Origin of the sequence: Phyllobacterium ifriqiyense (assembly GCF_030817885.1) — a bacterium.
Taxonomy (GTDB): domain Bacteria; phylum Pseudomonadota; class Alphaproteobacteria; order Rhizobiales; family Rhizobiaceae; genus Phyllobacterium; species Phyllobacterium ifriqiyense.
In genome coordinates this window covers 282,760-307,073 of sequence record NZ_JAUSZT010000001.1, presented here as the reverse complement: position 1 = coordinate 307,073, position 24,314 = coordinate 282,760, and the positions used below count along the sequence as shown (strand labels likewise).

20 protein-coding genes and 1 pseudogene are annotated in these 24,314 nt (G+C 55.5%); 13 read left to right on the top strand and 8 right to left on the bottom strand.

Annotation, left to right across the window (positions count from 1 at the left end; all coding sequences use genetic code 11):
* Nucleotides 1–52: 52 nt before the first annotated feature.
* The 5 genes from QFZ34_RS01350 to QFZ34_RS01330 all read right to left on the bottom strand — a co-directional run bounded on the left by QFZ34_RS01350 (nt 53) and on the right by QFZ34_RS01330 (nt 6,032).
* Nucleotides 53–1,849, bottom strand: a complete 1,797-nt coding sequence (locus tag QFZ34_RS01350) for a gamma-glutamyltransferase family protein (RefSeq protein ID WP_307275828.1) — start codon at nt 1,847–1,849, stop codon at nt 53–55.
* A gap of 26 nt (nt 1,850–1,875) precedes the next feature.
* Nucleotides 1,876–2,736, bottom strand: coding sequence for an ABC transporter permease (locus QFZ34_RS01345; protein ID WP_307275825.1), 861 nt, complete (start codon nt 2,734–2,736; stop codon nt 1,876–1,878).
* Nucleotides 2,733–3,680 carry an ABC transporter permease gene (locus QFZ34_RS01340; RefSeq protein ID WP_307275822.1) on the bottom strand — a complete coding sequence of 316 codons (948 nt, stop codon included), beginning with the start codon at nt 3,678–3,680 and terminating at the stop codon, nt 2,733–2,735. The genes QFZ34_RS01345 and QFZ34_RS01340 overlap by 4 nt, the downstream gene beginning before the upstream one ends.
* Nucleotides 3,681–3,753: 73 nt before the next feature.
* On the bottom strand, nt 3,754–5,256 hold the full coding sequence (locus QFZ34_RS01335; protein WP_307275818.1) for an ABC transporter substrate-binding protein: 1,503 nt from the start codon (nt 5,254–5,256) through the stop codon (nt 3,754–3,756).
* The gene (locus QFZ34_RS01330) at nt 5,253–6,032 is read right to left on the bottom strand and encodes a FadR/GntR family transcriptional regulator (RefSeq protein ID WP_115053760.1); all 780 of its coding nucleotides are present in this window, start codon (nt 6,030–6,032) and stop codon (nt 5,253–5,255) included. The genes QFZ34_RS01335 and QFZ34_RS01330 overlap by 4 nt, the downstream gene beginning before the upstream one ends.
* 445 nt (nt 6,033–6,477) lie before the next feature.
* On the opposite strand from QFZ34_RS01330, the gene QFZ34_RS01325 reads away from it, so the two are divergent.
* The 8 genes and pseudogenes from QFZ34_RS01325 (at nt 6,478) to QFZ34_RS01290 (ending at nt 16,351) form a co-directional block, all read left to right on the top strand.
* Entirely contained in the window at nt 6,478–8,043 is a 1,566-nt protein-coding gene (locus QFZ34_RS01325; RefSeq protein ID WP_370878666.1) for an ABC transporter substrate-binding protein, read from the top strand.
* Nucleotides 8,044–8,130: 87 nt separating this feature from the next.
* A pseudogene (locus QFZ34_RS01320) lies at nt 8,131–9,691 on the top strand (ABC transporter substrate-binding protein).
* Between the two features lie 53 nt (nt 9,692–9,744).
* Nucleotides 9,745–10,713 (top strand): ABC transporter permease, encoded by a 969-nt coding sequence (locus QFZ34_RS01315; protein WP_115053763.1) that lies wholly within the window; start codon nt 9,745–9,747, stop codon nt 10,711–10,713.
* A gap of 16 nt (nt 10,714–10,729) precedes the next feature.
* On the top strand, nt 10,730–11,689 hold the full coding sequence (locus QFZ34_RS01310; protein ID WP_115053764.1) for an ABC transporter permease: 960 nt from the start codon (nt 10,730–10,732) through the stop codon (nt 11,687–11,689).
* A gap of 7 nt (nt 11,690–11,696) precedes the next feature.
* The gene (locus QFZ34_RS01305) at nt 11,697–12,890 is read left to right on the top strand and encodes an amidohydrolase family protein (RefSeq protein ID WP_307275811.1); all 1,194 of its coding nucleotides are present in this window, start codon (nt 11,697–11,699) and stop codon (nt 12,888–12,890) included.
* Nucleotides 12,887–14,380 carry an amidohydrolase family protein gene (locus QFZ34_RS01300; RefSeq protein WP_307275808.1) on the top strand — a complete coding sequence of 498 codons (1,494 nt, stop codon included), beginning with the start codon at nt 12,887–12,889 and terminating at the stop codon, nt 14,378–14,380. Before QFZ34_RS01305 ends, QFZ34_RS01300 begins: the two co-directional genes overlap by 4 nt.
* Nucleotides 14,373–15,359 (top strand): ABC transporter ATP-binding protein, encoded by a 987-nt coding sequence (locus QFZ34_RS01295; protein ID WP_307275806.1) that lies wholly within the window; start codon nt 14,373–14,375, stop codon nt 15,357–15,359. Before QFZ34_RS01300 ends, QFZ34_RS01295 begins: the two co-directional genes overlap by 8 nt.
* A complete protein-coding gene (locus QFZ34_RS01290) occupies nt 15,359–16,351 on the top strand; it encodes an ABC transporter ATP-binding protein (protein WP_115053768.1) in 993 nt (330 codons plus the stop codon). The genes QFZ34_RS01295 and QFZ34_RS01290 overlap by 1 nt, the downstream gene beginning before the upstream one ends.
* Nucleotides 16,352–16,361: 10 nt before the next feature.
* Here QFZ34_RS01290 and QFZ34_RS01285 read toward each other — a convergent pair whose 3' ends face one another.
* Complete coding sequence (locus tag QFZ34_RS01285; RefSeq protein WP_115053769.1) at nt 16,362–17,039, bottom strand: GntR family transcriptional regulator; 678 nt, start codon at nt 17,037–17,039, stop codon at nt 16,362–16,364.
* Between the two features lie 128 nt (nt 17,040–17,167).
* Here QFZ34_RS01285 and QFZ34_RS01280 point away from each other — a divergent pair, with 128 nt between their 5' ends.
* The 3 genes from QFZ34_RS01280 to QFZ34_RS01270 all read left to right on the top strand — a co-directional run bounded on the left by QFZ34_RS01280 (nt 17,168) and on the right by QFZ34_RS01270 (nt 19,219).
* A complete protein-coding gene (locus QFZ34_RS01280; protein WP_115053770.1) occupies nt 17,168–17,797 on the top strand; it encodes a flavin reductase family protein in 630 nt (209 codons plus the stop codon).
* Nucleotides 17,798–17,817: 20 nt separating this feature from the next.
* On the top strand, nt 17,818–18,558 hold the full coding sequence (locus QFZ34_RS01275) for an aspartate/glutamate racemase family protein (protein ID WP_307275795.1): 741 nt from the start codon (nt 17,818–17,820) through the stop codon (nt 18,556–18,558).
* Nucleotides 18,559–18,631: 73 nt separating this feature from the next.
* Entirely contained in the window at nt 18,632–19,219 is a 588-nt protein-coding gene (locus QFZ34_RS01270; protein WP_307275792.1) for a winged helix DNA-binding protein, read from the top strand.
* On the opposite strand, the gene QFZ34_RS01265 is transcribed toward QFZ34_RS01270, so the two are convergent.
* On the bottom strand, nt 19,175–19,483 hold the full coding sequence (locus QFZ34_RS01265; RefSeq protein ID WP_307275790.1) for a helix-turn-helix domain-containing protein: 309 nt from the start codon (nt 19,481–19,483) through the stop codon (nt 19,175–19,177). The genes QFZ34_RS01270 and QFZ34_RS01265 overlap by 45 nt on opposite strands.
* A gap of 379 nt (nt 19,484–19,862) precedes the next feature.
* On the opposite strand from QFZ34_RS01265, the gene QFZ34_RS01260 reads away from it, so the two are divergent.
* Nucleotides 19,863–22,001 carry a TonB-dependent siderophore receptor gene (locus QFZ34_RS01260; RefSeq protein ID WP_370878661.1) on the top strand — a complete coding sequence of 713 codons (2,139 nt, stop codon included), beginning with the start codon at nt 19,863–19,865 and terminating at the stop codon, nt 21,999–22,001.
* Nucleotides 22,001–23,251 (top strand): MFS transporter, encoded by a 1,251-nt coding sequence (locus tag QFZ34_RS01255; protein WP_307275787.1) that lies wholly within the window; start codon nt 22,001–22,003, stop codon nt 23,249–23,251. The genes QFZ34_RS01260 and QFZ34_RS01255 overlap by 1 nt, the downstream gene beginning before the upstream one ends.
* On the opposite strand, the gene QFZ34_RS01250 is transcribed toward QFZ34_RS01255, so the two are convergent.
* Nucleotides 23,229–24,314: an ABC transporter ATP-binding protein gene (locus QFZ34_RS01250; protein WP_307275781.1), complete on the bottom strand. Its 1,086-nt coding sequence runs from the start codon at nt 24,312–24,314 to the stop codon at nt 23,229–23,231. The two genes, QFZ34_RS01255 and QFZ34_RS01250, sit on opposite strands and share 23 nt — an antisense overlap.

Here is a 24,314-nt window from a genome sequence, read left to right as displayed (position 1 = left end):
ATTGTTTCCTTAACTGGAGACCGCCAAGTTTCGACGCCGGAACGCCGATGTTTCAGCGCCCGATTGCGTAGGCCTGCATGAGGCGCGGCGTTGCAGCTGCCCGCAAAATGCCATCCGGGTCCCGCTCGGCGGCGGTCAACCGCCCGACCGACCATTGGGGAACAATCTCGACATCGTGGCCACGTGCTTTGAGCGCATCGATTGTTTCCCGGCCAAAGCTCTCCTCAACAACAAGGCGGCCCGGGATTGCCTCGCGCGGATAGAAGGAGGAGGGGAAATGCATGGTATGGAACAAGGGCAGGTCAATACTTTCCTGCAAATTGAGGCCGTGATGGACCCGGCGCAGGAACATTGCCAATTGCCACTGGTCCTGCTGATCGCCGCCCGGCGTTCCGAAAACCAGACGCGGCTTTCCTTCATAAAGCGCCAGCGATGGCGTCAATGTGGTGCGGGGACGTTTAAGCGGGGCCATGCTGGCTGGCAAGCCGGGTTCCAGCCAAAACATTTGCGCCCGCGTGTTGAGCGCAAAGCCAAGCTCGGGAATAACTGGTGATGATTGCAGCCAACCACCCGACGGCGTGGCGGAAACCATATTGCCCCATTTATCGATGACATCGATATGAACAGTGTCGCCGCGCTTTTCAGTGCGCAAATGCGCCATTGTCGGCTCGCCCGCGCCCGGTGCAATATCACCGCTGGCACCGGCATAGCGAACTTGTGACATTGCCGTCTTGAGCTGAGCCTCAAAACCCGGAATCGTGCCTGGCCGCAATTCCATCGATGCTTCATTGGTGATGAGCGCACGCCGCTGATCGCTATATGCATCAGACAGAAGCGCTTCCATTGGAACATCCACGAAATCCGGATCGCCGTAATAAACCTCCCGGTCAGCGAAAGCGAGTTTCATGGCCTCGGTTACGGTATGTATGAATTCGGGGCTGTCCGGCTTCATGGCGGCAATATCAAGCTTTTTGAGCAGCGCCAATGTTTGGAGGAATACCGGGCCTTGTCCCCAAGGGCCTGTCTTGGCAACAGTCCAGCCATGATAATCATAGGTCAGCGGGACTTCATATGTGGCGCTCCAACCGGCCATGTCATCGCCGGTCAAAAGCCCTTTATGGCGACGCCCGCTGGTGTCCATGGCCTCGGTCTGGCGGCAAAAACGATCGATCGCCTCTGCCACAAAACCGCGATAAAACGCATCGCGCGCTTTCTCTATCGTGGCTTCACGATTTCCGCCTGCTGCTTCAGCCTCGTCGACAATGCGCTGATAGCTATCGGCAAGGACAGGATTGCAAAACAGTTTCTTGGCTTCAGGAGCTATGCCGCCGGGCAGCCAGGTTGCCGCTGAAGTCGGCCATTCCTTGGCGAAGAAATCGGCATTGTCCTTGATGGTGTTGGCAACGCGCGGAAGCAGCGGATGCCCGTGCCGGGCATAATGGATCGCAGGTTCCATCACATCCCGCAGCTTCATGGAGCCGTGATCACGCAGAAGAACCATCCATGCGTCAAACGCGCCGGGCACAACGGCGGCCAGAAGTCCGGAACCAGGGACGAGATCAAGATCCAGCGCCTTGTAAGCTTCGATGGTTGCCGCTTGCGGCGTCACGCCTTGCCCGCAAAGGACTTCCGTCTTTTGTGTCTGCGCAGAGTAAAGAATGATAGGCACTTCACCGGAAGGCCCGACAAGATGGGGCTCCACAATCTGCAACACAAAGCCAGCGGCTACCGCAGCATCGAAGGCATTGCCGCCACGTTCCAGCATTGCCATGCCAGCTGCCGAGGCGAGCCAATGCGTCGAGGTCACAACACCAAAGGTGCCCAAAATTTCCGGTCTCGTCGTAAACATTTATTGTTCCTCCTTTGTATGAATTCTTAGTATTCGCGCGGGTCGATTGCGTCGCGCAGGCCATCACCAAGAAGGTTGAAGCCCAAAACGGCGAGGAAGATTGCAGCCCCCGGCCATAGCGACATCCAGGGTGCCTGCGAGATGAAGTTCTTGGCGGTATTCAGCATTGAACCCCAGGAAGGATTGGGTGGCTGCTGGCCAAGGCCGAGAAAAGACAGGCTGGCTTCTGCGATAATAGCCGCCGCGATCGTCAGCGTAGCCTGTACAATGACGGGAGGAATTGAGTTCGGCAGGATATAGCGCAGGATGATGCGCGGATGCCGCAGGCCGATGACCTGCGCTGCCTCCACATATTCCTCCGCCTTGACCGATAGAACCTGTCCTCTTGTGAGGCGGGCAAAGATCGGCGCGGCTGACAGGCCAATGGCGATCATGGCGTTGGTCAGGCTGGCACCCAGAAATGCGGCCAGTGAAATCGCAAAAATGAGGAAGGGGATGGCCAGCATTGCATCGACCAGACGCGAAATAACGCCATCGATCCAGCCGCCGAAATATCCGGCAAGCAAGCCAAAGGGCACGCCGACAATGACCGCAATCACGACCGATACACCGCCCGCCATCAAGGATGCGCGTGCGCCATAGACCATGCGCGAGAAAATATCGCGTCCAAGCTCATCCGTCCCAAGCCAGAATTGCGCGGAAGGCGGCTTGCGTATCGTGGTGAAGCTCGTCTGAAAAGGATCATAGGGAGCAATCAGCGGCGCAAAGATCGCCAGCACCACGAAGATGCCGACAATAATGGCCCCGGCAACGGCTGCCTTGTTGCGCGTGAATTTGGACAATTGGCGGCTGAAAGAGCTGCTGCGATGGGAAGTGATGGCACTCATGATGCATCTCTCAGGCGTGGATTGACAACGATATAGAGAATATCCGCGAGAAGGTTCATCAGGATGAAGCCGACGGCCGTGCAAAGCACCACGCCTTGCACTACGGCATAATCACGGGTGAAAACGGCATCGACGATCAATTTTCCAAAGCCGGGAATGGTGAATATCTGTTCGGTCAAAACAGCGCCCGCGAGCAATTCACCAAACAGCAGCGTCGATAGGGTGATGATCGGAACCAGCGCGTTTTTCAGCGCATGGCGCAGGATCACTGTCTTTTCATTGAGCCCCTTGGCTCGCGCCGTCCGCACATAGTCGGAGCGCAATACACCGAGCATGGCGGATCTGGTGTGGCGCATGAGAACACCGGCAAGTCCGGTTCCCAGAACAAAGGCCGGCATTATCATCGTGCGCAGGTTCTGGCCGAGATCTTCCAGCGGCGAGGTGTAGCCGGAAGCCGGAAGCAATTGCCATTGCACCGATACCAGCAAAATGAGCATGAGGCCAAGCCAGAAATTGGGAATTGAAAGGCCGGACAATGCCACGACATTGATTGCATAATCCGTGGCCGTGCCCTTGCGTATCGCAGAAATAATGCCTGCGGGCACGCCGATTATAAAGGCTATGACCATGGCAAATGCGGCCAGCTGGATAGTGACAGGAAGTTTCTGCGCAATCAGACTAAGGACGGGCTGCTCGGTGCGCAAAGAAATTCCAAGATCGCCCCGCAAGATCTGTCCGAGCCAGGCGACATATTGGACGGGGATCGGATCATTGAGACGATATTTCTCCTGCAGATAGGCAATCGTTTGCGGATCCCGGTCCTCGCCTGCCATAGTGAGGATTGGATCGCCGGGAAGAAGCTTCTGCATACCGAATACTATAATGGACACGAGAAGCAGCGTGGGCAGGACGACGATGCATCGTCTGAAAACAATCTCGATCATGGGGCAACACTTTAAAACTGGAAACGGGAAGGCAAGGGAGCGGCCGCGGATGGGCCGCCCCAGCCCATGAAGATCAACCTTCGGTTGAAACGCCCTTCAGGCGGATCATGCCATCAGGATAGGCCGTGAAACCCTTTACATTGGCACGTGCCGCAAATGGCCATGGCTGGTAATAAAGGTAGACGATGGGCAGTTCGTCCTGGGTAATCTCCTGGACCTGATCATAAAGCGCCTTGCGCTTGACCGGGTCGGTCAGGCTGCGGGCCTCTTCAAGCAGCGCATCCACTTTCTCACTGCAAAAATGAGCGTCATTGAGATTGCCCTTGCAGCTTACAAATGCGTGGATATTACCATCCGGATCGGCGCGACCTGACCAGCCGCTCTGACCGGCTTCAAAGGAGCCGTCCTTCAGCGCCGATTGCAGCGCGGCAAATTCTGTCGGACGCAGCGAGATATCAAAACCGACCTCGGCCGACATTGCCTGAATCAGCTCATAGATTTGCTGCGAGGCGGTGTTATTGCCGAAAGCAATTTCCAGCTTGACGCGCTCATGACCAGCTTCGGCCAGCAATGCCTTGGCCTTGGCCACATCGCGCTGGCGGCTTTCGAACTTCTTGTCATAGGCAAAGCTGGTTGGTGGAAATGGCTGATAGGCAGGCTGGAAGATGCCCTGGCCGACGACCTCGTTGATGACGTTGCGATCGATAGACAGTTCAAAAGCCTGACGAATGCGTTTGTCATGACCGATCGGAAACGTATCCTTGTCACCCTTCTTCATGTTGAAGGTCAAAGCCTGATAGCCGGTTCCGGTGACTGGATAAAATGCCAGATTGGAATCGCCCTTTACGGCTTCGATATCAGAAGGGGCAATACGCTCGATAAGATCAAGATCGCCCGAGCGCAGATTTGCCAGGCGCACTGTCGAGTCCGAGATCGGAATGAAGGTCAGCTTGTCATATTTGTAATTTGCCGCGTCCCAATAATCCGGGAATTTCTGAAGAACGATGCGGTCATTCTGAATGCGCTCGACGAACTTGTAAGGACCCGAGCAAACAGGGTTTTCGCCAAAATCGCCACCCTCGAAAGCTTTGGGTGACAGGATCATGCCCGCACGATCCGAGAGCTGCGACAGCAGCGATGCGTCCGGCTTGACCAGGTGGATCACGAGCGTTGTCGCATCGACTGCATCAACCGAAGCGATGGAGGCGACTTCACTCTTGCGCAGTGATTCCGGCAGCGTCTTCGCCCGTTCGAGATTGGCTTTTACAGCGGCGGCGTCAATTGTCGTGCCATCATGAAATTTGCCATTGTCGCGCAGCTTGACGGTAAGCGCCTTGCCGTCTTCCGACCAGGACCATTCCTTGGCGAGTTGAGGCTGGATCTCCAGCTTTTCGTTAATGTCGAAAAGCTTGTCGCACATCGAGGTGAAGACGATGCGCCCGACGAAAGTGCGGGCGCGGTGCGGATCCAGAATATCCGCATCATCCTGCAGACCTATGCGCAGGTCGGCAGCAAAGGCTGCGGAGGCCGAACCAACAATGGCGGCGGTTAAAAGGAGTTTCTTGATGCAGTTCATTGGATTCCCTCTGTAGTTGAACTTTTTTTACTGCTGATTTTATCATTGGGCGCTACGTCCCAAACTGGCGCCACGCTGTCTGTAAGCTGCATGGCTTCAATGACTGCGCTGCGAATGGAGAGCAGGTGCTTGCGCATGGCAGCCTCTGCCTCGGCAGGGTCGAACCGGCGGATAGCCTCGATCACCGCGTCGTGCTGCTCTACTGAAAGGGTTGTGCGACCCGAGGACCGGGTCCGTTCACGAAAGTGACGCCAGGCATCGTTCTGGCGAATCTGGTCGATCATTCCCATGAAGAGAATGAAAAGTTGATTGCCCGCAGATTCCGCGATCTTGCGATGGAACGCGCCGTCCCAAAGCTCCCAGGAATCAATGTCGGTGGCATCTTTTGCCTTGGATGCGAGCCTTTCCAGCTGCTGTATAAGAACGGGTGTGGCTTTCGTGGCAGCGATGCGTGCGAGAACCGGCTCGATTTCAATGCGCACCTCCATCACCTCAAGCGGATTGGTAAATTCTGCCAGATTGCTGACCCGCAGCGTGCTTGAGACCTGTTGGGAACCGGCAAAAGTTCCTTTGCCCTGCTGACGCCAGATAAGGCCTTCATCTTCCAGAACCTCAAGCGCTCGGCGAAGAGCGCGCCGTCCCACACCGATTTCTTCGGCCAATTCACGCTCCGGTGGAAGGCGCAATTCGCCGCCCAGCGGAACAGAACTCAGCAATATGCGCAGACGCTCAAGGGCGTGCCCGGAATTTGCAGCAGGTTTGGCACGAACGGGCATGGGAAACCTTCAAAAGCGGATCAATATGAAGAATGGTTCACAAATGTGAGACGCATGCCTTGGTGTATAAATGAGAATATAAAGCGCGTCTCCAAGGCTTGTCGCACTTTCCACTAAAATTTAGCCTATTTAACAATAAACAACGACGCAACCAATTTCTTTTATGGTTCACTTTATTTGCGGCAATAGGGTTAAGGTAGGTCAAACCAAGATTTGTTCGCCGCGAAAGAACTGCCGGAATGGTATAGATTCGAGCAGCGGCTTTGCTCCCAACCAAGACGCGCCCGCTCAACGCGATGCTCTGGCTTGTCAATCATATTGGTGCCAATCCCTCGTAAAATTGTCGACAATATCGTTGACAAAGCGAAATCCTTATGGCCCTATGCTTTCAATAAATCGCGGTCAAGCTTGCAAAAGGCACTCGCGGAAGAGGGAAACATTGATGATGCGAATGCGAAAATCCATTCTGATGGCGGTGACATCAATCCTGTTATTGGGAACAGCCGCAGAGGCGGCGACGCTAAAATGGGCAGGGCAGAGGGACATATTCTCCCTTGACCCATATTCCTATGGCTCGACCTCAAATCTCGCCTTTCTGAACCATATTTACGAAGGTCTGGTGCGTTACACGCCGGAATTTGAAGTCGTTCCGGCATTGGCCACGGAGTGGCAGCTGATCGACAATAAATATTGGCGCTTCAAGCTGCGCCAAGGCGTAAAGTTTCATGATGGTTCGGATTTTGACGCCGATGACGTCATTGCTTCGCTCAAGCGGGTCAGCGCGCCATCATCGCCTTTGAGAGGAAATATTCCGCTCTATGCCGGCTCGAAGAAGGTCGACCAGTACACGGTCGATATCGAGGTTTCAGCGCCATCGCAGTTGTTTCTCAATGATATGACAAACATCTTCATGTTCGACGCGAAGTGGCTTGCGGATAATAAGAGCGAGCAGCCCACCGATGTCGGCGCTAAGGTTGAAGGTTATACAACCTACCACGCCAATGGCACCGGGCCTTTCAAGCTGGAAAGCCGCGTGCCGGACAGCAAGACGACGCTCGTCGTGAATGAAGGCTGGTGGGACGAGAAGAAGCACAATCTCGATCGCATTGAATTCACCCCGATCACTTCGGCGGCAACGCGGGTTGCAGCGCTTTTGTCCGGCGAGGTCGATCTGGTGGATGCGGCTCCCATTCAGGATATCAGCCGCCTTGAAGCAACGCAGGGCATAAAGGTCGACAAGCGCTCCGATTTGCGCACGATTTCGATTGCCTTTAACCGCCGCGAAAAATTGACCGATGGCCGCGACAATCCATTCAATGATTTGCGGGTCCGGCAGGCATTTGATCACGCCATTGACCGGAACCTGATCAACAAGAAGGTCATGCGCGGACTGGCGCATCCGGCAGGCGTTTTGGTTGCACCCGAGATCCCCGGTTATGATGCCACGCTTGACGTGCCTGCAACCTATGATCCGGAATTGTCCCGCAAGCTCCTTGCCGAAGCCGGGCAGACTGATCTGGCCTTTACCTATCTTTGCATGAATGACGAAAGCGTGAACGAGGAGGACGTTTGCTCAGGTGTCGTCAACATGTTGAGCCGGGCGGGATTCAAGCCAACGCTCGATATAGGACCGCGTGCTGTGCAGACGCCCAAGCGTTCGAGCGGCAAGTCCGATGTCTATATGGTCGGCTGGGCAAATGAGCCTACGCTTGATGCCTATTCAATATTGGTTCAGGTGCTTTCCACCCGCAACGGCGCCGATGGCGTGGCGAATTACGGTGGCTGGTCTTATCCCGAACTCGACAAAATGGTGAAAGACGCCGCCTTGGAGCAGGACCGGGAAAAGCGGCTGGCAATTGAAACTGCGGCACTGAAATTCGCCAAGGATCAGGCAATCATGATCCCGCTGCATCAGCAGCCAATGGCATGGGCCACAAGCAGCAAGATTGAGAGTGTCGTAATCCGGGCTGATAACAAGCCACGGCACTGGCTGACGCGCATGAGCGAGTGATTGGTAGCGCTTCGGCGCTATCCGATAAGCAAGGGAAGACCTCCGTTCAAGGGGGCGACCAACATCCAGAAGCGGAGCACAACCAGAATGTTTAAGCAACTAGGCCTAGCGGCCACGGTGGCATTGACCCTCATTTTACCCAGTCATGCCGAAACTTTGAAATGGGGCGCGCCCCGTGACATCTACTCGCTCGATCCCTATTCCTACGGGGATAGCTATACGATCGCCTTCCTGAACCATGTTTATGAGGGCCTCGTCAGATATGACGCGAAATTGCAGATTGAGCCTGCTCTTGCAACCTCATGGGAAGTTGTCTCGGATAATGTCTGGCGCTTTCACCTGCGTCAGGGTGTCAAATTCCACAATGGCGCAACGTTTACATCTGCGGATGTGCTGGCCTCTCTGACACGCGTGAGCGACAAGACATCGCCGCTTCGCGGTAATCTGCCGGCCTATAAATCAGCCAAGGTGGTTGATGATTATACGATCGATATTGAATTGACGGGGCCTTACCCGCTGCTCCTTAACGATCATTACCAATATTCATATTTTCGATGAGACTTGGCTGACAGACAACAATTCGCTGAAGCCAACCGATGTGGGTGCAAAGCTGGAAGGCTATGCGACCTATCATGCCAATGGCACTGGCCCTTTCATCGTTGAAAGCCGGGTGCCCGACAGCAAGACCATTCTGGTGAAGAATACGCAGTGGTGGGACAAGTCCGACGCCAATGTCGATCGCATCGAGTTTACGCCTATTGTTTCGGCAGCAACCCGCGTTGCGGCACTTCTATCGGAGGAGGTCAATTTCACCGATAGCGCCCCATCGCAGGATATTCCGCGCCTTGCGGCCCAGCCAAACCTTAAAGTCATGGAGCGTACCGATCTTCGGACCGTGATGATCGGTTTCAACCGCAAGGCCAAGCTCGACAATGGCACGGAGAACAAGTTCAACGATCTGCGCGTGCGTCAGGCATTTGCCCATGCGCTCGATCCGCAACTGATCCAGAAGCGCATCATGCGCGGCAAGTCCAGAACTGCCGGAGCAATCATTGCACCGGAAATTCCAGGCTATACGGAAGCGCTCGACAAGCCGGTGGCATTTGATCCGGAACTGTCCAAAAAGCTTCTGGCAGAGGCCGGAGCCACAGACTTGCCATTCACACTCGTCTGCACCACTGATGCTTATGTCAATGAGGAAGAACTGTGCCAGGGCATGATCAATATGCTCAGTCGCGGTGGTTTCAAGCCTCAGCTCGATATTGCGCCAGCAGCCGCACAAACGCCAAAACGCGCCAATGGCAAGGCGGACGTCTATCTGATCGGCTGGGCCAATGAGCCAATGCTCGACAGCTATTCCATCCTGCTTCAGATGATCCAGACAAAGACGGACAATGCCGGTGTCTTCAACTGGGGCGGATGGTCTTATCCTGAGGTCGACAAGCTGATTGTTGAAGCATCGACGCAGATGGACAGAACCAAGCGGCTCGAACTGCAAACAAAGGCACTGCAAGTGGTCAAGGATGAGATCATAATGCTTCCTCTCCATCAGCAGCCCATGGCCTGGGTAATGACGGGCAAGGTCGATAGCATCGTTCAGCTGGCGGACAACAAACCTCGCCATTGGCTGACACATATTGCCAAATAAGTCTGGCGGTCGGCTTCGTTAGTTGCGAGGCGGACGGATAGGGAGCGCACTATATGCTGGTTTTTATTGTGAGGCGTTTAGGAAACGCAATTCTGGTTATGCTCGCAGTAGCCATGCTCGCCTTCCTGATTTTCCGGCTCGCAGGTGATCCGGTTGAGTTGATGGCGAACGAACAGATGACGCAGGCAGACAGGAACGAGCTGCGCGAGCGGCTTGGTCTTAATGATGGTTTGCCAACGCAATATGTTCGCTTCGTCGTCAATGCAGCGCAGGGCAATTTCGGAATTTCCTACCGCAACGGACAGGATGTTCTGACGCTGATTGCCGACCGTTTTCCAGCAACGCTTGAGCTTGTGCTGGTGGCAACATTGATATCTCTTGTCCTTGGAATACCACTTGGCGTGCTGACAGCTATCAAGCGCGGCAAGTGGTACACTGAGGGATTGCAGTTCATTTCCATTGTAGGCGTGTCGTTACCGAGCTTTGTTGTCGGTATCCTGCTTATTCTGGTCTTCTCGGTCAGTCTGGGCTGGCTGCCTGCTTTCGGGCGCGGTGACGTGGTAAAACTTGGCTGGTGGTCGACGGGGCTTCTTACGCCATCGGGGCGTCTGGCACTTATCCTGCCTTCAATCGCGCTGTCGCTTTACCAGATTACACTCATCATGCGGCTGGTGCGCGCCGAAATGCTGGAAGTGTTGCGCTCCGACTTTGTAAAGTTTGCGCGGGCGAGGGGTATCCCCCGTTGGCGGATATATTTCCGGCACGCCTTGAGAAACTGCCTGATGCCCGTCGTCACCATGACCGCCATGAATATTGGTTCGTTGATTGCTTTTGCCCTGATCACCGAGACCGTGTTCCAGTGGCCGGGCATGGGTATGCTGTTTATTCAGGCGGTGACATTCATCGATATACCGGTCATGGCCGCATATCTGTGCATCATTTCTTTCATTTTCGTTGTTCTGAACATGCTGGTGGATATTGCTTATGCAGTGATCGATCCCCGCTTGCGCAGCACACGCTAGAGCAGAGACCGGATCAATGACCATTGATGCAACCAAGCCACCCAAATTGCCAAGACCGGCGCGACCGCCTTTGCACAAGCGCATTCGCAACAGTGACCTGTGGTGGTCGTTCAAGCATAGCAAGGTTGCAATTGCGGGCGCGGTCATATTGGCGGTGCTCATTCTGACGGCGGTTTTCGCGCCGCTGATCGCCATGCAAAATCCCTATGATGGTGCGCAGCTCGACATGTGGAAAGCAGAGCTTCCGCCCTATTGGCAGGAAGGTGGCGAGTGGCCCTATCTGCTCGGAACCGATACGCAGGGCCGCGACATGCTTTCGGCAATTTTGTACGGGACGCGGATTTCCATTTTCATCGGCATAGCATCCGTGGCGCTCTCCTTGCTGATCGGCATGAGCGCGGGTCTGGTAGCCGGTTATTTCGAGGGTTTCATAGACAATCTTCTGATGCGCATAGGCGACATAACGCTGTCCATTCCTACTATTCTAGTTGCCATACTGGTTTCGACAGTGGTGAGGCAGATGTTGCCAGCAGACCTTCGCGAGATGGGCGCCTCAGCCGTGCTGGTATTTGCGATAGCTCTGTCGGCTTGGGTGCAATATGCGCGAACCGTACGCGCCCAGACGATTGTGGAATGCGGCAAGGATTATGTGCATGCGGCACGGCTGATCAAGGTTCCTGCGCGCAGGATCATGGGCAAACATATTCTCCCAAATACGCTCACGCCCGTGCTCGTCGCCGCCACCTTGAATTTCGGCATGGCCATTTTGACGGAAGCCACACTCTCCTTTCTCGGTATCGGCATGCCGCCAAGCCAGCCTTCACTCGGAACTTTGATCCGTATCGGCAATCAGTTCCTGTTTTCCGGTTCCTGGTGGATCGTGCTCTTCCCGGTGCTTCAGCTGTGCCTGCTCGTCGTTGCAGTTAATCTGATCGGCGATTGGCTGCGTGACGCCCTGAATCCAAAATTGAGGTAGATGATTTATGACCGATTTGCTGCTGCGCAATGTGCGACCCATGGCTGGCGAGACCTGCGACATCCTTATCGAGAACGGTGAAATTTCCGGTTTCGGTCGTTTCGAGCCCAAGCCTGGCATGGCGGTGGAAGATGGGGGCAACTCTATCGTTATCCCCGGACTTATCGATGCGCACACCCATCTCGACAAGACCACTTGGGGCATGCCCTGGCATGTGAACAATCGCGCGGCGATTCTGCGCGAGCGTATCGACTTTGAGCGGGAAAACCGCAGCGAGATCGGGATTGATCCGCATCGCCAATCCATGCGTCATGCGATCGGCCTGGCAGCGCACGGCGCAACCCATATACGCAGCCATGTCGATATTGATCCCACCCATGGGCTTTCCATTGTCGAGGGCGTTTGGGAAACGCGCGAAAAACTGCGCGATATTATCGACATCGAGATTGTTGCATTTCCGCAATCCGGCCTCATGGTCATGCCGGGCACCAAGGAACTGCTTGATGAGGCGCTTGCGCAGGGCTGTGAAGTTCTGGGCGGCATCGACCCATGCGGCATTGACCGCGATCCCAAGGGGCAGCTGGACACAATATTTGCTCTGGCCGTCAAGCATCAGCGGCCAATCGATATCCACCTCCATGAGACAGGCGATCTTGGCGCCTTCACGATGGAGCTGATTTTCGAGCGTATCCGTGCCAATGGCATGCAGGGAAAAGTGGCCATAAGTCATGCTTTCGCGCTCGGCATGAATGATTATCTGCGCGTCGGCAAACTGATTGATGAGCTAGCCGCGCTGGATGTGGCAATCCTTACAACCGGCGCGCCATCAGCGACAGTGCCATCCGTCATGAGGCTCAAGGAAGCAGGCGTTCGGGTTGGCGGCGGATGCGATGGCATTCGCGACACATGGGGGCCTTGGGGCCAGCCCGATATGCTCGACCGTGCCAAGATCATCGGCATGAAAAACGGAATGCGGAAAGATCACGAGTTGGAGCATGTCTTGCACATTGTCTCGCAGGGTGGTGCTGATGTCATGCGGATCGAAGGATATGGCCTGAACATTGGATGCAATGCGGACATGACATTGCTTACGGGCGAGACGCTTGCCCATGCTGTTGTTGACGTGGCGCCGCGTCCATTGGTTATCAAGCGCGGGCGCGTGACAGCCCGCGCCGGTCAAGCCATTGTGGATATGCCATGACAGGAAATCTGGATAGTTTGCAACTCGGCGTCAGGTTGGCAGGCAGGACATTGCTGACCGCCGATTGGGTGCTTGGTCATAGCGATGGCACTCATCGCCTGTTCCGCAAGGGAGAGGTTGTGTTCGAAGATGGCAAGGTGCTTTTCGTCGGCCATAATTTTGCGGGCGAGGTGGCACGCCGCGTCGATTTTGGAAAGGCTTTGATCAGCCCGGGACTGATCGATCTGGACGCCTTGTCCGATTTGGATACGACTATTCTGGGTATCGACAACCATCCCGGTTGGGCGAAGGGCCGTGTCTGGCCGCGATCCTATGTTGAAGCCGGCCCCTATGAAATGTACACGCCGGAGGAAATGGCTTTTCAAAAGCGGTTTGCCTTTGGACAATTGCTTTTGAACGGCATAACGACGGCGGCTCCCATCGCTTCGCTTTTCTATCGCGAATGGAGCGAGACAGTCGCCGAATTCGAAGCTGCGGCAGATGCGGCGGAGGAAATGGGTCTGCGGGTCTATCTCAGCCCTGCCTATCGTGCTGGCGGCATGGTGCTGGAAAGTCCGGGCCAGATCATTCCCGTCTTTGATGAAGAACGCGGGCTACGCGGTTTGGACGATGCAGTGCGATTTATCGCAGAGCATTCGGGGCGGGGCGCCGATCTTGTGCGCGGCATGCTTGCGCCGGATCGGGTGGAAACCTGTACAATAGAATTGCTCAAGCGCACGGACGCTGCTGCGAAGGAACTTGGCTGCAAGATACGCCTGCATATGGCGCAGGGCATAATGGAAGTTGAAACAGTGCGGGCGCTGCATGGCACGACGGCACCCATTTGGCTTGCCAAGCATGGATTGCTGAGTGAGCGGCTGATTGCGCCGCATGCGACCAACGCAACTGAAGAAGACTTGCGTCTCTATGCGGAAAACAATGTTTCCATCGTTCATTGCCCGCTGGTTTCAGCTCGTGGCGGAAACACGCTCAATTCCTTCTCGGCCTGTCGCAGCCGGGGCATCAATATCGCAATGGGTACCGATACGGCGCCTGCCGATATGTTGATGAACCTGCTGGTCGGTTTGATAACCTCCCGCATCAATGATGGCGTGCCGGACCGTGTGCGTTCTGCTGATCTTTTTGATGCGGCAACCCTTGGCGGGGCAAAGGCATTGGGCAGAACGGATATTGGCCAGCTATCACCGGGGTCGCGGGCGGATATTGCGGTGTTTGGCCTTGATGATGTGATCATGACACCGGCAATTGACCCGATCACAACTATTGTCACAGGCGGATCAGGCAAGATAACGCGCGCGACCTTTGTCGACGGACGACTTTCAATGCTTGGCGGCAAGGTTGCCGGTATCGACATGGAATCCGCGCAGATACAGGCGCAGGAACAGTTTGACCGCCTTGTCGCAAAATATCCGGAACGAAGCTGGGCGCATCCGCCGCTATCCGAGATATTTCCTTCCAGCTATCCAGTGGAGAGCAACGCAAATGGGTGAAGCAGCCGGTCAACTCATTCTTGACGTTCGTAACCTCAGGGTGGAATTTCCCGGCCGCCATGGCACGGTCACCGCGCTTTCGGATGTCAGCCTCGACATAAGGGCTGGCGAAATCCTTGGTGTGGTAGGCGAGTCCGGCGCAGGGAAGTCGATGGCCGGTCTGTCCATACTGGGACTGCTGGAACGGCCCGGCCATATTAGCGGTGGCGAAATCTGGCTCGAACAACGGCGGATCGACACGCTCGACGATTATGAGATGGAGAAGATTCGGGGGCGCAAGATTGGCGCGATCTTTCAGGACCCGCTGACCTCACTCAATCCTCTGTTCACGGTCGGCGCGCAGTTGACCGAAACAATCCGTCAACATCTGGATATGAACAAGGCACAGGCGAAAGCACGGGCGATTGAACTGCTGGGCGAGGTGGGCATTCCTTCACCTTCCGAGCGTGTTGATCATTATCCGCATCAGTTTTCCGGCGGCATGCGGCAAAGAGTGGTTATTGCCTTGGCAATCGCCGCGTCGCCCCGGCTGATCATTGCCGATGAGCCGACAACGGCGCTTGATGTTTCCATTCAGGCGCAGATCATTTCCCTGTTGCGCCGACTGTGCAAGGAAAAGCAAACCGCGATCATGCTTGTCACCCACGATATGGGCGTCATTGCTGAAGCCGCGGACCGGGTAGCGGTCATGTATGCGGGGCGGCTGATCGAGGTCGGTCCGGTGGAACAGGTGCTGCACGCATCAAAACATCCCTATACGCGCGGCCTTATGGCTTCCATTCCGGCGCTTGCTGCCCGGGTCGAACGGCTCAACCAGATCGATGGCTCCATGCCACGGCTTGATGCCATTCCTGATGGCTGCGCCTTTAACACACGCTGCAAATCGGCTGGTCCGCGCTGTACCCGCGAGCAGCCGGTTCTGATCCCGGCCGGTGCTGGTGCGAGCGCCTGTTGGCTGAATGCGGGAGGAGTTGCATAATGGATATTCAACAAAAAATGCCGGCCTTTACCGCAGAGCGCCTTGTCAAGACATTTGATGTTTCCGCGCCATGGCTCAGCCGCGTGCTGGAGAGGAAACCGCGTCAATATCTCCATGCCGTCAATGATATCAGCTTTACCGTGCCTGCCGGCGGATGCCTGAGCATTGTCGGCGAAAGCGGTTGCGGCAAATCCACCGTTGCGCGCCTTGTGACGGGATTGCACCGGCCAACCAGCGGTGCGCTTCGCTTTGCACCCGGCGCGCAGGGCGCGCCTCTTTCCGTGCAGATGATTTTCCAAGACCCGTTTGCATCGCTCAATCCGCGTTGGCGCGTCAAGAACATTGTCGCCGAGCCCCTGCGTGAATTGAAGTTGCTGAAGACACGAGCAGAGATTGCGGATCGCGTTGAGGAATTGCTTCAGATTGTCGGCCTGTCGATCTCCGATGGCGAAAAGTTTCCACATGAGTTTTCGGGCGGACAGCGACAGCGCATATCGATTGCGCGCGCGCTCGCCAGCGAACCGGAATTTCTCGTATGCGATGAACCGACTTCTGCACTCGATGTGTCTGTTCAGGCCCAAGTTCTCAACCTCATGCGCAAATTGCAGGACGAACTTGGCCTGACTTATCTTTTCATCAGCCACGATATGAGCGTCGTCCGGCACATGTCGGATCGCATTGCCGTTATGTATCTCGGCCGGATCGTGGAAGAGGGCGATACGGAAAAGCTTTTCGCCGACCCCCGCCATCCCTATACGCAGCTTCTGCTGCAAACGATCCCGAATGTGCAGAACCCGAACAGAAATCGCGCACCCGCCAGCGGTGAAGTGCCAAGCCCGCTCAAGCCGCCTTCAGGCTGCACATTTCATCCGCGCTGTCCGATTGCAACAAAGCGATGCTCAGTGGAAATTCCCGAAGTGCGCATGTTGAGCAATGGCACCCGCATTGCTTGTCATCTGGTCGATGAACGTGAAGCCGCCGTGGCGCTATGAGACAGGGTATTTATGCCAGGGCGGACTTCAGATCATGAGGCTGGTCGCGGATTTCGCTCAGGTCAAGCTCGGTTTCAACATGTTCCAGATGATGCTCCATAAGCTTTGTCGCAGTCTCTGGATCGCCACGGGCAATCGCTTCAACAATATCCGCGTGCTCGTCCGGGCCGCAATTGAAGCGATTGGTATTGCGGTAGACTGCCGTAATCAGCGAGCTTCTGGAAATCAGATCGCGCATCGTAGCAAAGAGGAAGTCGGAACTGGCAACTTCGGCAAGCAGCAAGTGAAAGCCGCCGGACAATTTGATAATATCGGTCGTGATGTTCTGGGCGTTGGCGGTTCTTTCCTTGGCAACGTGGGTTCGCAGTCTTGTGACATTGGCCTTGGAGATGGATTTGCAAAGCCGGTCTACGATGCACCTTTCGACCGCTCTTCGTACGAAGAATACGTCGCGTGCTTCCTCGACGGATGGCTGGCAAACGAAGGCACCGCGATTGGGGATGATTGTCACAAGGCCATCACGCTCCAGCGCGGCAAGAGCCTGGCGGACGCGTGCGCGGCTGACATCAAAAATCGCTGCGAGCTGGCCTTCTTTAAGCTGGACGCCTGGACGAAGCCGCCGCTCGGCGATGGAAAGCCAGACACGTTCAACAATATCCTGTGCAGAAACCCCTGTTTGTTCAGTCATTTGCGCGCCTCCTCTTGAACACAGACATTCGCGATCATAACGAAAAATGTCAACTTATTTTGTCTGCATAATTGTAGACAATTACTACTAGAAATTGTACACGATAATTATAGAGAGGGGAGGTTGCAATGCAGTTTGACTTTACAACATTGGAACCGGACAGCCGGTATCGTCTGTTGACCAACTTTATCGGTCCACGGCCAATTGCATTGGTCACCACCCGCTCGCAAGCTGGACACAGCAATGCGGCGCCCATGAGCTTCTTCAATGTTTTCTCCCATGATCCAGCTATCGTGGTTCTTGGTGTGCAACCGCGCCAATCTGGTGAAGAAAAAGACACCATGATCAATATTCGCCGCACCGGCGAGTTCGTCGTCAATATGGTTGATATGACCATTGCCCAGCAAATGCTTGTTTGCGGCTTGGGCTTTGACAGCGAGATCGATGAATTGGAAATGGCGGGCCTTCAGGCAGAAAAATGCGCCAAGCTCGATGCTAATTATGTGGCCACCGCCCCATGCTCACTAGAATGCCGTGTGGAACGCCTGATCGAATATCCGCGCCGCGTGCTCATTCTCGGTGAGGTCGTGCACATGCATGTCCGCCGCGATTGTCTCGATGCCGAAGGGCGTTATGTCAATCCTGAAGTCTATCAGCCCATCGCCCGCCTTCACGCTGATAATTACATCACATCTGACCGACAGTTCGTTCTCGAACCCCCGTCAATCTCTGATTTCATTAAATCCCGGCGCGACTGACGCGGTGAAGGAACTGAACCATGCATATTCATCTGATTAATCCAAATTCAACGGCCTCCATGACTGCCCAGGTGCTTGAGAGCGCAATGCGGGTTGCCAACCCGACAACACGCGTGACTGCCGTCAATCCGCTGGATACACCCGTCAGCATCGAGGGCGGCACAGACGAGGCAATGGCGGTTCCGAGCATGTTGTCGGAAATTGTCAAAGGCGAAGCGCAGGGTGTCGACGCCTATGTCATCGCCTGCTTTGATGATCCGGGACTGCATGCGGCACGGGAAATTGCGCGTGGTCCTGTTGTGGGCATTTGTCAGGCTGCGGTGCAGGTGGCAATGACGATCAGCCGCCGATTTACAGTCATTACCACCTTGCCCCGCTCCATCCCTATCATTGAAGATCTGGTTTCAGCCTATGGCGCTGATCGCCATTGCCGCAATGTTCGTGCAATCGACCTACCGGTGCTTGGGGTGGACAGTGATCCTGCCGAGGCAGAGCGGCTTTTGACCATTCAGATTCATAAGGCGAAGCTGGAAGATCGCGCCGAAGCGATTGTGCTTGGCTGCGCCGGAATGTCAGCCTTGTGCGAGCGGCTAAGCATTGCGACCGGTCTTACCGTCATTGATGGCGTTACCGCCGCAGTCAAACTCGCCGAGGCGCTGGTGGGGGCGGGATATGCGACCTCGAAAGTAAACGCCTATGACTTTCCCCGGATCAAAACACCATCTCCAGCCAAGATTGTCGAGCAAGCCTTGATCAGGTAACAGGCATGCTGCCCATTATTATTGACAATATATCGATAAAATGATGATATAAAGTCATTAAAAGGGGGCAGATATGATGGCCGGGCCGCAGGATAATGATGACGCAGAGAAAGAGCAATTTGCGACAGCACTGCCAAAGCATCTCAAGCCTGTAACGTCAATCGGCCCCATCGTGTCTTCGGCACATCTTGCCGATGGTGGTTCCCCTGGTCTTTCCGAAGTAGAATATGGTTTGATCCTCGCTTCCCATGCCTTTTCGCGCTGGATGGTTCGATGCATGGCCGCTGCCGGACTGCCGGGGCTTTCAGCAACAGAAATTCTCATACTCCATTCGGTACGCCATCGAGACCGGGAAAAGAAGTTGGCGGACATTTGCCTGGTGCTCGATATTGAAGACACCCATGTCGCCACATACGCCATTCGCAAACTGGAAGCGGCCGGCTTGGTCAGCACCGGTAAAATTGCCAAAGAAAAAACTATCAGGATTACGGAAAAAGGCTCCGACGCCTGCGCGCGTTATGCCCAGATACGGGAACGCTTATTTGTAGCGTCAACGATCAATGCGCGCCCTCCAGAAGAAACCCTTTCGGAGATAGCCGCAGTTCTGCGTTTCCTTTCAGGCGCCTATGATCAGGCATCGCGCGCTGCCACCACGCTGTAAGGCTTCCTGTTTTGCGGCGGGCGAATCTGATCCGGCCGGGTTGATGAAGAAGGTCGTAACCGGTCGCCCGCGTGTTTTGCCCGAATGGATGACCCGGCCCACGACCAACTCCTCATCGATCAATCTGCGAAGAAGCAACCCAATCGATACGGGATGCAATGACAATCGGTCGGCCAGTTGTTGGCGGGTAAGGCCATCGCTGCTTTCCAGAGCCTTCAAGCATTCCAGAAACCGGCCATGATGCAGGGTATTTGCTACTCTCAATAGTCTTCTCGTTACATTGATGAATCACAGGGAAGGGCGGAAAGGAGGCATCAGTGCCTTACCAACGCGTTCCCGCTTTCGGGTCAGGCATCGTTCGGACAAGTTAAACGCTTGTCTGTGAAGTCCATGTGACAGGCCCCCAAATTCGCGGCGCTTCAGACGCGCAAAACACCCTGCCGGACCTTTTAAAAAAGCGGAACCTGTGCCAATCCCCAAAAAGTCTACCGCTACTGTCCACTTATAGTTGCAAACTCAACCGGCTTGTCCTAACGGAAAGATGAGTGGAAGAGTCAAGATTACATTGCGCTTTCAGTGGATGTGGAAAAGGCGAGGCAGTGCCCCGCAAGACGTGAATGATAAAGGGTCCCAGATGACTGATATGAACGATAAGACGGGATGCGGCTGGCTCGCATCAACCGCCCTTGGCAGCGTGCTGCTGCTGGCATCCGGTGGTATGGTGCAGGCACAAACGACGAATGCGGCACCCGGAACGCAACCGGCGGCCAATGGCTCCATCACGCTGGATACGATCGTCATTGATGGCAGCGCCGAAGGCGTCAACGGCATTATCGAATCCGATGGTTATGTGGCTAAGTCTGGCCGAACCGCGACAAAAACCGATACGCCCGTGGCGCAGGCACCGGTTTCACTTTCCACAGTCACCCAGAAGCAGTTGCAGGACATCAAGCCGCAAAATCTCGTCGAAGCGCTGAATTATACGCCCGGTGTACGCGGCGGCCTTTTCGGCGCTGAACCGAGATTCGATGCTTTCAAGATTCGCGGCATGGATCTGACCTATACGGGTGTATTTCGCGATGGTTTGCGCCAGATCAGCAGTCCCAATGGGCTGTTCCGGCTCGAACCCTATGGTTTGGAGGCGATCACGACCTTGAAGGGCCCGGCAGCTTCAATCTATGGAGCGAGCAGTTCGGGCGGGATCGTGGATGTTGTTTCGAAACGACCGACAGAAGAAAGACTCCGCGAGGTCGAGATCCAATATGGTTCCTATGGCCGGGTGCAGGGTGCCTTTGATTTTTCAGGGCCGGTCAATGCGGACAATACGCTTCTCTACCGCCTGACTGGCGTTGCCCGTGACGCGCGAAATGAGATCGATGCGGTCAAGGACGACCGGCTGTTCATAGCGCCTGCTTTGACATGGCAACCGGATGACGGCACGAAACTGACCGTTCTGGGCGAATATATGGATAGCACGACCGGTGGAACGTGGGGCTACATCAATAAATATGGTCCGGGCGGCACTTCCATAGGCGCGACGCCTGAATATGGCGGCGATGCCCGGTTCAATGATTTCAGCCAGAAGCAATGGCGCATAGGCTATGAGCTGGAACAGGCACTCAGCGATTCGGTGACACTTCACCACAAGCTGCGCTACTCGGACCTTTCCATGCGTCAGGAATGGGTCTTCGAGAATTTTCCCGGTCTTGGCTATGAGGACAATAGCGGCCTCGCGACCGACACTTATCTGAAGAGCGATTTCGACACCGGAGCGCTCGAGCATCAACTGGTTACCGGTATTGACTACAGCTATATGAAATATACCGCCCGGCAGGGCAGCGGGCCGGATAACTTCACCGACGATCATACCTATGTTCCGGAAATCACCTATGAGGAGATGCAGCGGCAGCGGTCCGTCGGCATTTATGCCCAGGACCAGATCGCTTATGATGCCTGGCGGCTTACAGCCGGAGTGCGCCATGACTGGGTGGACAGCGAATATACGCCCGGCGGCGACAGCTATGCACGCGACGATAGCGAAACAACCGCACGTATCGCGCTGGCCTATGTCACACCATTCGGGCTGACGCCCTATGTCAGTTATGGCACATCATTCGTGGCCAATCCCGGCGTGATCCAAACCGTCGGAAGCGTTGCACAGCAGGCGCGCCCGACATTGGGCGAGCAGGTGGAAGTCGGCGTAAAATATGCCGTGCCCGACACCAATATCCTGCTGACCGCTGCGGTGTTCAACATCGACCAGAAGAATGCCACGGTTTACGAAACCTCGTCGGGCACCAATCTGCTCAGGCAGCTTGATCTCAAATCCCGCGGCTTCGAGCTTGAGGCGACAGCGTCGATGGATAATGGGCTGAGCTTCATCGCCGCCTATTCCTATAATGATGTCGAGATAACCCGGCTGACGCCGGAGACGGAGGGCAAGACGCTTAATTCCTCCCCCTATCACACAGCCTCGCTTTGGGTGAATTACGACTTCCAGGATGGGCCGCTGGACGGGCTCGGAGTCGGGGCAGGCGTGCGCTATGTCGGTTCGAGTTTCGGCGATAATGTCCATACGCCGGTGCTCGACAACAAGGACCGAACCTTTGTCGATGCCTCCATCCGTTATGATTTCGGCAAGCTGGATTCAGCCCTCGAAAATGTTCGCCTGCAGGTCAATGCGACCAATCTCCTCAATGAGGTCAAGCAAATCTGCACCACCGGTTTCTGCTATTTCGATGAAGGCAGGAAGGTTGTTGCCAGCATGCGGTATCGTTTCTGATGGCGAAATTATCCAATCCTTCTCCGGTACTGGTCTTTGTCGCAGTTGGCGGCCTTTATGTGGCGCAGAGCGTTATTGGCGGGTTGACGATGCTGGGACTCCCGGCGGTGTTGCGGGACCAGGGTCTGCCGCTTGACCAGATAGGACTTTTATATCTGACGGTCCTGCCATGGGCGTTAAAATTCCTCTGGTCACCCTATGTAGAGCGATACAGACTGCCGCCGGTCGGGCGCAACAGATCGCAATTGATCGTGCTCGTCGGAGGACTTCTTTGCGCGGCCGGTCTTGCCGCCATGGGGTTGATCGGACCTTCACCGCTGATGCCGGTATTGTTCTGCCTGACATTCATTGCCTTCATAACCTCAACCGTGGACATAGCCTGCGATGGCTATGCGGTGGAATCGCTGGCAAAGGAACATCATGGCTGGGGAAACGCCGCCCAGGTTGGCGGCGCCTATCTCGGTTCTGCAATCGGAGCAGGGCTGTTTCTCATTCTCGTTGACAGGATGGGCTGGAGCCCAGCGGTATATCTTATGGCGCTTGGGGTGCTTGTTCTCGGCCTGCCTTTCATTTTCGGGCCACCCGCGCGTTCGGTCGTCGAGATTCGCGATCATGCGCCGTCATTGATGGTGGCGCTGCGACGCCCGCAGATCAGAAAGGGCCTTCTGATCGCGGCGATTTACGTTGCCGCACAGAAATGGGGACTATCCATGCTTGGTCCCTTCCTCATCGATTATGGTTTCGATCTTGCGACGATAGGGGTTTTGAATGGCCTTGGGAGCATGCTGGTTGGTTTCGGCGGGGCTCTTCTTGGCGGCGCGCTCGTTCGACTATGGGGAGCAAGCTTTGTGCTGATCCTGACGATCCTCGTGCAGGCCGCTCTCCTTTTCGCCTTCGCTTTCTTCAATTTCGATGGCACCGCATCAAAGCCCGTTATCATTGCGGTTGCCATTGCCAGTTCCTCCGGCGTGATGTCGGTCGGTTTCGTAGCCCTCTATTCGCAGTTCATGGGCTGGTCTGATCCGAAACAGGCTGGCGTCGACTTTACGCTTTTCCAGTGCATGGACGGGATGGTCAGCATGGTAGGAGGCCTCGGTGCCGGTTGGATCGCCGAGCATCTGGGCTATACGGTCTTCTTTTCGATCGCAGCGGGGATTGCCGTCGCTTCTGCTCCGGCCATATTCTGGCTGATGAGCAAAAGCGACGTGGCTATTCCAAGGCTCGCCTTCAAGTCGTCCGGGTCGACGTGATGGCCAATTCTGTCTCGTAGTCAAAGAGGTGGAGATTGTCCGCAGAAATATGCAGGCGGACTTTCTCACCCTTGCCGTTTCCGGGTCTGCCGCTATGGGCCATGATTACCGGCTGGTCAGCAACATCGAGGACGACGAAAGTCATGCTGCCGGTGGATTCGATACCGGTTACAACGGCATCAATTTCCACATCGTTAGAACCGGCCTGAAGCGAGAGATGTTCGGGTCGCATACCGACCCATAACTTCCGGCCCGCCTCGATATGGAAGTTTGACTGGATAGACTGCGTGCTATCCTTGTTGAAGACGATCTTGCCATCAGCCTCTGCCGTCGCCGGCAGGAAATTCATGGCGGGCGAACCGATGAACCCGGCAACAAATTTATTGCCAGGGTGATCGTAAAGATCCAGAGGGCTGCCTTGCTGTTCGACCACGCCGGAGCGCATCACCACAACATGATCGGCCATTGTCATTGCCTCGACCTGATCGTGGGTGACGTAGACAGATGTCGCCTGCAGCCGCTCATGGAGCTTGCGGATTTCCCCGCGCATATGGACCCGCAATGCGGCATCAAGATTGGAAAGCGGTTCGTCGAACAGAAAGACCTTCGGATTGCGAACGATGGCCCGACCCATGGCTACGCGTTGCCGTTGTCCTCCTGACAGCGCCTTGGGCAAACGGTCCAGAAGACCGCCAAGCCCCAAAGTATCGGCGGCAGCGCGTGTCCGCTCCGAAATTTCATCCTTCGGGCGGCGTTTCAGGCGCATCGAATAGTTCATGTTGCGCTCGACATCCATATGCGGATAGAGCGCGTATGACTGGAACACCATGGCGACATCGCGCTCGCGCGGCGGTTTGCCGACAACGCTGGTTCCAGCAATGCGCACATCGCCGGAGCTGATCTTTTCGAGCCCCGCCAGGGTGCGCAGCAATGTCGACTTGCCGCAGCCGGATGGCCCGACCAAGGCTACGAACGAACCCTGCTTTATGGCAATATTGATGTCCTTGAGTGCATGAAACCCGACATAATGCTTGTTCAGGTGGTCGATCTCGATCTGGAGCAT

Bases quoted from the DNA above. Each gene is read 5' to 3' on its own strand.
- QFZ34_RS01335 (WP_307275818.1), bottom strand. From the start codon at position 5,256: ATGAACTGCATCAAGAAACTCCTTTTAACCGCCGCCATTGTTGGTTCG.
- QFZ34_RS01250 (WP_307275781.1), bottom strand. From the start codon at position 24,314: ATGCTCCAGATCGAGATCGACCACCTGAACAAGCATTATGTCGGGTTT.
- QFZ34_RS01345 (WP_307275825.1), bottom strand. From the start codon at position 2,736: ATGAGTGCCATCACTTCCCATCGCAGCAGCTCTTTCAGCCGCCAATTG.
- QFZ34_RS01305 (WP_307275811.1), top strand. From the start codon at position 11,697: ATGACCGATTTGCTGCTGCGCAATGTGCGACCCATGGCTGGCGAGACC.
- QFZ34_RS01350 (WP_307275828.1), bottom strand. From the start codon at position 1,849: ATGTTTACGACGAGACCGGAAATTTTGGGCACCTTTGGTGTTGTGACC.
- QFZ34_RS01280 (WP_115053770.1), top strand. From the start codon at position 17,168: ATGCAGTTTGACTTTACAACATTGGAACCGGACAGCCGGTATCGTCTG.
- QFZ34_RS01340 (WP_307275822.1), bottom strand. From the start codon at position 3,680: ATGATCGAGATTGTTTTCAGACGATGCATCGTCGTCCTGCCCACGCTG.
- QFZ34_RS01330 (WP_115053760.1), bottom strand. From the start codon at position 6,032: ATGCCCGTTCGTGCCAAACCTGCTGCAAATTCCGGGCACGCCCTTGAG.
- QFZ34_RS01300 (WP_307275808.1), top strand. From the start codon at position 12,887: ATGACAGGAAATCTGGATAGTTTGCAACTCGGCGTCAGGTTGGCAGGC.
- QFZ34_RS01260 (WP_370878661.1), top strand. From the start codon at position 19,863: ATGAACGATAAGACGGGATGCGGCTGGCTCGCATCAACCGCCCTTGGC.
- QFZ34_RS01315 (WP_115053763.1), top strand. From the start codon at position 9,745: ATGCTGGTTTTTATTGTGAGGCGTTTAGGAAACGCAATTCTGGTTATG.
- QFZ34_RS01255 (WP_307275787.1), top strand. From the start codon at position 22,001: ATGGCGAAATTATCCAATCCTTCTCCGGTACTGGTCTTTGTCGCAGTT.
- QFZ34_RS01325 (WP_370878666.1), top strand. From the start codon at position 6,478: ATGCGAATGCGAAAATCCATTCTGATGGCGGTGACATCAATCCTGTTA.
- QFZ34_RS01270 (WP_307275792.1), top strand. From the start codon at position 18,632: ATGATGGCCGGGCCGCAGGATAATGATGACGCAGAGAAAGAGCAATTT.
- QFZ34_RS01275 (WP_307275795.1), top strand. From the start codon at position 17,818: ATGCATATTCATCTGATTAATCCAAATTCAACGGCCTCCATGACTGCC.
- QFZ34_RS01285 (WP_115053769.1), bottom strand. From the start codon at position 17,039: ATGACTGAACAAACAGGGGTTTCTGCACAGGATATTGTTGAACGTGTC.
- QFZ34_RS01295 (WP_307275806.1), top strand. From the start codon at position 14,373: ATGGGTGAAGCAGCCGGTCAACTCATTCTTGACGTTCGTAACCTCAGG.
- QFZ34_RS01290 (WP_115053768.1), top strand. From the start codon at position 15,359: ATGGATATTCAACAAAAAATGCCGGCCTTTACCGCAGAGCGCCTTGTC.
- QFZ34_RS01310 (WP_115053764.1), top strand. From the start codon at position 10,730: ATGACCATTGATGCAACCAAGCCACCCAAATTGCCAAGACCGGCGCGA.